The following is a 6,153-nucleotide window of genomic DNA, read 5'->3' as shown; positions in this document are numbered from 1 at the left end:
CTGTGTCCGGGGGCGAATCCTCAACTCGCGATCATGCCGTGATCAAAGCCCTTCGCCGAGGATGAAAGAGGCTCACTGGTCACCGGCAGGGTCAGCGAGTTCTGCGTATCGGGGAATCATGATCCGGACGGAGATACGCTGCAAGAAAGCGCCAACGGGCAGAGCTGCTGGGAGACCATGACGGGGGAGTACCCGGGACTGACCGCCCCCAGTAGCGCCCCCACCGCCACCGCGCCGGCTGCAGCCGCGATCGAGTGGATCCTCCTGGCGCCCGAGCAGCGGTTCGTGCTCGTGATCGACAGGTCGGGCAGCATGGCTGGGAACAAACTCGCGGAAGCGAAGTTCGGAGCCGACTGGTGGGCCGACAACGCGGTGCGCGGCGACCGGCTGGGCGTCGTGTCGTTCGCCGGCGCGGCCAGCAGGAACCTGGGCGTCACCACGATCAATGGTGACGCTGACCGGACCTCGGCGCAGACCGCGATCGCAGGCCTTGTCGCGGGAGGCACCACGTCGATCGGCGGAGGCCTGCGGGAGGGGCTCAACAGCATCCTCAACGCCGGCCCACGTGCCGCTACCCAGGTGATGGCCCTGCTCACCGACGGGTTGCACAACAGCGGCGAGCATCCTTCGGCTGTTTTGCCTGATCTCATCAGCAACGGTGTCCGGGTATACACCGTCGGCATCGGAAGCTCCGTCGACACGGCTCTCCTGCAATCGATTGCCACGGCGACCGGGGGCACATTCCACCGCATCGACCCGAACCTCTCCACGTCCGATCAGGAATTCCGTATCCGCACCGTGCTTCAAGAGATCTCCGGTGTCGCCCGGAACAACGGCGGACTCGTCACGACCCAGCCGGAGGCGCTGGGTGAAGTGCCGGTAGAACGGTCGGTACTCATCGAGCCGGGCAGCGAACTGGCGACCTTCGGCATTACCTGGCAGGGCGAGGAGAACCTCCTCTTGCTCGAACTGGTCTCCCCCGACGGGGAGACCATCACGGCCAACTCCGTTCCCGACGGCACACGCAAGATCATGGGTACGCGTCCCTACAGGGCATTCCAGGTGGACCAGCCCGTCGCCGGGAACTGGAAGGTCTCCATCCGGCCCGAACACGGCCAAGGAGCCGTCCAGACCCGGCTGTTCGTCTTCAGTCAGAACCCGCACATCGACGGCGCGCTCTTCTCTCCCAGGCAGGCTTATGAACCAGGCCAGACCGTGCCGCTGTTCCTCCAGGTCTATTTCAACCAGCCGGTCACCGGACTTCAGGTCAGCGGGGTGGCCCGCCTACCGGACGGTTCCGCGGCACCACTGCGATTCGACGACACCGGCGACACCATCTGCGGGGACGAACTGGCCCGCGACGGCCTTTACAGCGCCCTGTTCGACGAGACCCACGACCAGCAGGGAACCTACACCTTCGAAGTCGAGGTCGAAAGCGACGGCAAAACAGTCGCGTATGCCGACTCCGGCGAACTGCTCCTGTCCGGCGACAGCCACGATCCCGAGCCGATTCCACGGTTCAAACGCCGCTTCCAGACATCACTCATCATCGGCCGCGAGCCGATCAAGACCGGCGACAGACAAGAGGACTGAAGTAGCCGCAGACGAACCAAGCCGACCGGCCAGTGGCTCATCTCCCAACGTTGCCGGGGTTTTGATCTACGCGGATGTGCCCGGCGGGTCCCGGGTCGAACTCGCAAACGCGATCTCCGAATACATCGAAGGGTTCTACGGTTCGAAACCACCACCCCAACGTCGAGCCTCATCTCCTCACCAGCGAGTCCGTGAAACCGAGGCAACATCAGCTTGGCCGTTGAACCGGGGGGAAGCTCGGATCAGTGCTTGGTCAGCGGCTTCGTCTTCTTGTTCTGGCGACGCTCATCCCTGGCATAGAGGGCCTTCACAGTGCCCACGCCGCGTCGTTCCAGCTCGAACAAGGTCGTTGCGGTCATCAGGTCGCTCAGCTTCGCGTATCCGTAGGTACGGGTGTCGAAGTCGGGGTGGCGTTTGGTGATGATGCCGCCGACGGACGCGAGATTGGCCCAGCCTTCTTCGTCGGAGGCGGCCTCGACGGCGTCGCGGAGCCGGTTGACCAGGAGAGTATCTGCTTTGAGCTTGGTGGCCGGGGCGCGCTGAGCGGGTCTTGTCGCTTCGACAGGGGTTGCCGCGTCAGGGGTGTAGACGAGGTTCTCGATGTAGATGAACTTGTCACAGGCGGCGACGAACGGCGAGGGCGTCTTGCGCTCGCCGAACCCGTACACGGTGAGACCCGATTCGCGCAGCCGCGAGGCCAGCCGGGTGAAGTCGCTGTCGCTGGAGACGAGGCAGAACCCGTCGAATCTGCCCGTGTAGAGAAGGTCCATCGCGTCGATCACCATCGCGGCGTCGGTGGCGTTCTTGCCGGTGGTGTAGGCGAACTGCTGGACCGGCTGGATCGACCGGGCGAGGAGTTGGTCTTTCCAGCCCGTGAGCCGTGACCCGGTCCAGTCACCGTAGGCGCGCTTCACATGAGCGGTGCCGTACTTGGCGATCTCCGCCAGCAGCCCTTCAGCGATGGAAGGCCGTGCATTGTCAGCGTCGATGAGCACCGCAAGCCTGGCTGCGTACTCCCCGGCCAGCCCGACCTTCCCCAGCTCCGTCATGAAAAACAGAATGCCCGACTTCAGACGAGTTCGTCCGCAGCTCAGACAGGAAACTTCTTGCCCGGTCTCAGCGGGGTGCGATCGTCCAGGAGGATGGGAAACCTACACGCCCGCCGCGACCACACCGGCCCTTCACCGAGACGCCCCCGACGGATTCGGATCCCTGTGATGACCGACCGCGACGTTCCCTCCCCCGCCGCCCTCAAAGCCGTCAGAAAGCTCGCACGCATCCGCATGGACCTGAAGACATAGCCGGGGAGCCTCAGATACCGGTCTCCCCCGTCAGGTAAGGACGGAGGACCATCACGGGCAACTGCGCGATACCTTCCCAGCGGGCCAGGGCGACGGCGATGTCCTCGGCGATCTCGTCTGGATCGGGGATCCCCGACTGAAGGTGGCGAGCGAGCTGGAGATGTTTCGCCGCGAAAGCCGACGCGCCGACCTTCCGTATCTGCAGCAGCCGATGGGTGAGCTCGACCCTTCGGTATTCAGGTGTCGTCAGTTCGGTGCTTCGACAGGGGCCTGCTGGGTGGCTATATGGCCGCCTGGCGGCGTAGCGGGTGCGTGGTTCCTGGGGTCTACCTGATTTCGGTCGCCTGGGACCACACCACTCGCCACTGGCCATCGATGTTCTCGTAGCTGTCGGTGTGCCAGTAGGTGGTGCGCGGGACCGGATGGCCGCCGAAGACCACCTCAAGGGTGGCCTGGTAGCGGATGACGGCGGCGTTCTCGTGGACGCGGACGTCGATGGGACCGGGCTCCCAGGCGACATAGTCGATATGCCCGGCCGCGATGGCCCCCAGGTAGTCGTCCTTGGACAGCGCCGCACCGATGGGGGTGATGAGCTGGAAGTCCGATGCGTGCAACTCGGAGGCAACGGCGACATCGCCTGCTACGAGCGCACGGAGCCGGGCGCGCTCGACTTCGCGGATCTGTTCTGCGACCACATCAATGGCGGGAACACCGGCTGTCTGTGGCATGGGACTTCACTCCTGGGTTCTGCGGGCGGGGTGCCGCGGCGGACGATGCTCGAGCCGAGCAGAGGTGGGGCGACGGCCGGACCGTCCACCGACACCGCTAGACAAATTAACACGGCTTGTCTAGTTGGACTCCATGCGTCCAAAAGGTTAGCGTATCGACATGGCAGACGACCGGACCGGACACATCCTCGACAGCGCGCTGACCGTTTTCAGTCAGTACGGGTACGCCAAGACCACCATGCAGGACATCGCCCGCGCCGCCGGGATGTCCCGGGCCGCGCTCTACCTGCATTTCGCCAGCAAGGAAGACCTCTTCCGGGCGGGATCCCGAAGGGCGCACACCCGGGCGCTCGAACACGTGGACGCGGCCCTCGCCGAGCAGGGCGACGTGCTGTCGCGAGTCGACGCCGCGATGGCCGCCTACTTCGGGGAAGTGACGGCGCAGATCTCCTCGAGCGCCCACGGCAGAGAGATCTTCGACGCCGGGCTCACCCTCACCGGGGACATCGTCAGCGAAACCAAGGCCGCCCTGACGGCCCGGTTGGCCTGCGCACTACAAACGGCCGCAGCAGCGGGGGAGGCACGGTTCTCCCACCTCGACACCACCGCCGAGGACATCGCACTTCTTCTCCTCGCCGCCGCAGACGGACTGCAGAAGACAAGCACGGACTCAGCGGTCCAACACCGGCAGAGGCTCCTGTTCCTACGCCTGGTACGCGAAGCGATCACACCGCCCGACGACACCGATTCATGATCATTCTCCTGCGCTACCAGGGTTGCCAGGCCTTCACTCATCTCGACTGGAGCGGGGGTTCTGGTGGCCACGGTCGCGAATCCAAGCGGGCCGAGGAGTCCGGCAGGCCGTTGGGAGTGTGCGGCAAGTCGTTGGATTCAGGGCCCGGTCGGCGTGATGCTCCTGTCGATCGTGGAAATCCGGCGAAGCGGTACTTTGCCGCCGTGACACTCGAAGACTTCTGGACGCTCATCCACCGATCCGCGGTCGAGACCGTCGGCCAGGACCAACGCACCGAATGGCTCACCGCGCGCCTCGCACGCCGTCCGGTCTCCGAAATCATCGAGTTCGAACTGCACCTCACCGCCCAGCGAAAGAGGGTCGACACCCGGCACATGTGGGGCGCCGCCTGGAACATCCTGCAGGGCTGGTGCTCCGACGACGGCTTCTGGTACTTCCAACCCTGGCTTGTCGGCCTCGGCCACGACGCCTTCGAACGCGTAGCCGTCCACCCGGACGCCCTCGCCGACACCCATGAGGTCCGCCGCCTCGCCGGACGTCCGAGCTCAGAGTGGACCGACGACGAATGGCCGGAATGGGAGAGCATGAACTACATCGCGCTCAACGCCTATGACCGCGCCACCGGAGAAGAAGAAGGGCTCGAAGACGCCCTCGAAGCACGAGGCCTCTACCGAGTCTGCGACGCCTCCCCCGAGGACGAGCGCTGGGATTACGACGACATCGAACAGCGCCGTACACGGATCCCTAGACTCACGGAACTCCTGGGAGAGCATCACCCTGCCACCTGACAGATCTGATTCCGCGTCATGCCGCATGGTCAACGACGGCGCCTCAGGCACCGAGGCCGCCGCACTCTCGAAATCGACCACTCCACCACCTGCGCCGCCGCTTCGCTGCCTGCAATCCGCTCACGCACCGGGCCTTACCAGGGGCGCCGCCCCCATTAGTGCGGCAACCACGCCGCTCGGGCACGTTATCCGGTACGTCAGCCGTCCGAGATCTACCCGTTGTGGGGTTGGGCTTACGTGGGCTGGACCCCTTGAACGACGGGCCCGCCCTTGTCAGTGGCCACCTGTTTACTTGGCATATGACCGACAAGATGAGTCACAGCTATGTCCACCGAACCACGGCTCTCACTCCCGGCACCGAGATGGTCGAGCCATACGGAGGCGGGACGGGATTTCGGTTCAAGATCCGCAACGTAAAGATCGATGGCCAGGCCGACGTGGTACACGTCCGCGGAGGAGGTTCGCACAAGGTCAGTTTCGACGTGCTGCATGATTGCTCGGAGTGCGGCAACGCCATCAACCAGGTGATCGTCGGTCTGGCGGGCCAGGATCGAGCCCAAGCGTCGGTTTGGAACGGTAAGCGGCGCAGCAGGGGCGGCTTGAAAGTGGTCAATGCCGGCACGCGCGTCGAGGCACTGGCGGAAGACAACCCGGGTCCGGCGGAGTGGGTGAATGTGTCGTGCGACCTCGTTGTTCCCGACGAACCCGGCGTCTACTCGGTTCGAGCACGTTATGCCCAGGCGTATCAGGGACGCCTGATGACTGCCGAGGGACGTGCGATCCCACAGCCGGAATACCAGGACGTGCTGGGTTGGTGGAAGGTCGACCGTCCGGAAGGGCCCGGCCCTGAATCGACCATAGGCACCATCATCGTCGAGGGGGTCGGCTGAGCATCGGCCGTAAATCCAACGATGTCGACGCTGAACTGCGAAGACTTCGGACGTGGCGGTGGTGCGGCCGAGCGTGGTGATGTCCCGGCGGCCCAAGGC

At 64.8% G+C, this 6,153-nt stretch carries 6 protein-coding genes; 4 read left to right on the top strand and 2 right to left on the bottom strand.

All coding sequences use genetic code 11. The features are described 5' to 3' along the window. Nucleotides 1-177: 177 nt before the first annotated feature. Nucleotides 178-1,593, top strand: a complete 1,416-nt coding sequence (locus ABD140_RS34665; RefSeq protein WP_344246239.1) for a VWA domain-containing protein — start codon at nucleotides 178-180, stop codon at nucleotides 1,591-1,593. 242 nt (nucleotides 1,594-1,835) lie between these two features. Here ABD140_RS34665 and ABD140_RS34660 read toward each other — a convergent pair whose 3' ends face one another. Continuing rightward, nucleotides 1,836-2,642 carry an NYN domain-containing protein gene (locus ABD140_RS34660; RefSeq protein ID WP_344246237.1) on the bottom strand — a complete coding sequence of 269 codons (807 nt, stop codon included), beginning with the start codon at nucleotides 2,640-2,642 and terminating at the stop codon, nucleotides 1,836-1,838. Nucleotides 2,643-3,220: 578 nt separating this feature from the next. Then, nucleotides 3,221-3,622: a nuclear transport factor 2 family protein gene (locus tag ABD140_RS34655; protein WP_344246235.1), complete on the bottom strand. Its 402-nt coding sequence runs from the start codon at nucleotides 3,620-3,622 to the stop codon at nucleotides 3,221-3,223. A gap of 160 nt (nucleotides 3,623-3,782) precedes the next feature. Between ABD140_RS34655 and ABD140_RS34650 the strand changes: the two genes are divergently transcribed. The 3 genes from ABD140_RS34650 to ABD140_RS34640 all read left to right on the top strand — a co-directional run bounded on the left by ABD140_RS34650 (nucleotide 3,783) and on the right by ABD140_RS34640 (nucleotide 6,054). Further along, entirely contained in the window at nucleotides 3,783-4,376 is a 594-nt protein-coding gene (locus ABD140_RS34650) for a TetR/AcrR family transcriptional regulator (protein WP_344246233.1), read from the top strand. 203 nt (nucleotides 4,377-4,579) lie between these two features. Then, nucleotides 4,580-5,164 (top strand): DUF4240 domain-containing protein, encoded by a 585-nt coding sequence (locus ABD140_RS34645; protein WP_344246232.1) that lies wholly within the window; start codon nucleotides 4,580-4,582, stop codon nucleotides 5,162-5,164. 299 nt (nucleotides 5,165-5,463) lie between these two features. Further along, entirely contained in the window at nucleotides 5,464-6,054 is a 591-nt protein-coding gene (locus tag ABD140_RS34640; RefSeq protein ID WP_344246230.1) for a hypothetical protein, read from the top strand. Nucleotides 6,055-6,153: the final 99 nt, after the last annotated feature.

The sequence above is a fragment of the Actinocorallia libanotica genome (genome assembly GCF_039525175.1).
GTDB lineage: Bacteria > Actinomycetota > Actinomycetes > Streptosporangiales > Streptosporangiaceae > Actinocorallia > Actinocorallia libanotica.
This window is presented reverse-complemented; position numbering and strand designations above follow the sequence as displayed.

Excerpts from the sequence above, each read along its gene's own strand:
- ABD140_RS34665 (WP_344246239.1), top strand. The coding sequence starts at position 178 with ATGACGGGGGAGTACCCGGGACTGACCGCCCCCAGTAGCGCCCCCACC.
- ABD140_RS34660 (WP_344246237.1), bottom strand. The coding sequence starts at position 2,642 with ATGACGGAGCTGGGGAAGGTCGGGCTGGCCGGGGAGTACGCAGCCAGG.
- ABD140_RS34655 (WP_344246235.1), bottom strand. The coding sequence starts at position 3,622 with ATGCCACAGACAGCCGGTGTTCCCGCCATTGATGTGGTCGCAGAACAG.
- ABD140_RS34650 (WP_344246233.1), top strand. The coding sequence starts at position 3,783 with ATGGCAGACGACCGGACCGGACACATCCTCGACAGCGCGCTGACCGTT.
- ABD140_RS34640 (WP_344246230.1), top strand. The coding sequence starts at position 5,464 with ATGACCGACAAGATGAGTCACAGCTATGTCCACCGAACCACGGCTCTC.